Source organism: Flammeovirga aprica JL-4, from assembly GCF_012844305.1.
GTDB lineage: Bacteria > Bacteroidota > Bacteroidia > Cytophagales > Flammeovirgaceae > Flammeovirga > Flammeovirga aprica.
Window position 1 is genome coordinate 1 of record NZ_JABANE010000271.1, and the last position, 1,683, is coordinate 1,683.

2 protein-coding genes are annotated in these 1,683 nt (G+C 29.1%); one reads left to right on the top strand and one right to left on the bottom strand.

Annotation, left to right across the window (positions count from 1 at the left end; all coding sequences use genetic code 11):
- Nucleotides 1–292: 292 nt before the first annotated feature.
- Nucleotides 293–493, bottom strand: a complete 201-nt coding sequence (locus tag HHU12_RS33780) for a hypothetical protein (RefSeq protein ID WP_169661128.1) — start codon at nucleotides 491–493, stop codon at nucleotides 293–295.
- Between the two features lie 561 nt (nucleotides 494–1,054).
- On the opposite strand from HHU12_RS33780, the gene HHU12_RS33785 reads away from it, so the two are divergent.
- Nucleotides 1,055–1,683 (top strand): tetratricopeptide repeat protein (locus HHU12_RS33785; RefSeq protein WP_169661129.1); only part of this gene is annotated, 629 nt, incomplete at its 3' end.

Here is a 1,683-nt window from a genome sequence, read left to right on the forward strand (position 1 = left end):
ATCTCATGGAAGGAAAGCCAAAAGTTTATTTAAATATGGCTTAGAGAAACTTTCTCAATGCCTACAAAATAAATTTTATGAACAGCTAGAAATGCTGTTCAATCAATTTTTGTCATATACTTAGAGAAACAATATAAAATGAAGTGATAGAACGGACACATTTTAATAATTAAATATATCTGAGCTCATATTTAGGTTATTCATAACAATTAAAATGTGCGAACTTTTTCATAACCATTTTTAAGTTGGTCTTATTAAAAATCTTTCATTTCTAGTTTCTAATTTTTGGATTCTAGCCTTTACCATTTTCACCCTCCCCTATACCAGTATAAGGCATATACCTAGGAACATCTACAGTGTCTATTTCAATACTTTCATACTGATAGTCAACCTTTTCTAAAGGTTTCATTTTAGTGGATGGTTCAAATTCTTGGTTACAAGAAGTGAAAAAAATAGATCCCAAAATCCCAATAAATACGATAGTCTTTTTCATAACATAAATAATTAATACAGTTGTTTTTGTTTTGTTTGACTATTTGATCTTAGTTTTTTCTTTTTGTAATCAACACAGGTTGTTTTTTTTTACAAAAAACCATAAACACTTGAAATACAATTAATTACATTTTTTTTTGAAATAGTATTGAAATAGAGAAAAATTTTAATCCTGATACTCTACCAGCGAACATAAATGCAAATATTAATAGAAGACATTCTCCCTTTACTAGACAAACCTTTCAAGGATAAAAATAGTAATGCTTTATAATTTTTACCACGACTAAAAAGGACGCTATTAAAAACGTTATGGATTACTCCTAATGTTTAAAAACTAATTTGGTAATGATTGTAAAAAAGAGGGTTAAATATCTTCGAACTTAGAGGATAATCTTCTTGTTTTATTAGAAAAAATAGGTACTAAATATACGTTGTTATTTTTGTTTAAAAACCTAAAATACAATATATTGCATGGTTGTATTTTGTCTTACAACAAAGGAAATGCTTGAAACTAAGTACTTTATTTAAACTTTGATTTCCGACTTCAACAGCTAAATGAAACATGACTAACTTTTTAATTATTGTCACTCTACTTCTCAATATAACTTTCTTAGGTAATGATGAAACTTTAAAAAATGAGGCCATTGACGCATTCTATAAAAAGAAGTTTGATTATTCTATTAAGCTATTCAAAGAACTCGGTCACAAAACAAATGATCCAAATACTAGAGTATTTGCTGAATCATGCTTGGGACACATATATGCGAAAGAGAAATTAGATATCCATCAAGGTATTTATCACCTTAGAAGGGGTGAATCTATTATCTCGGAAACGGGCACAGAGTTTAATAAAAACCATTTAATAATATATAATTTTCTAGGTACTTCTTATGAAAAATTAGGGCTCATTGATTCTGCGGAGTATTATTTCAAAAAAGGAACCCGACTTTATCAAAAACACAAGTCAAAAACTGTTATTAAAAACTCAATCATTAATAATCACGGCCTGCTATTCGTCAGAAAACAGGAATATCACCTAGCAAAAGAAATTTTTGATTACTTCAATCTTAACACATCAAACAACGACTACACTCACTTATCTAATTACCTAATGATCAATTGGATACACCGTTCGCCGTTGTGCCACCCATTTCACTCATATTGTGCCAAAAATTCACACGCCATTGTGCC

Bases quoted from the DNA above. Each gene is read 5' to 3' on its own strand.
- HHU12_RS33780 (WP_169661128.1), bottom strand. From the start codon at position 493: ATGAAAAAGACTATCGTATTTATTGGGATTTTGGGATCTATTTTTTTC.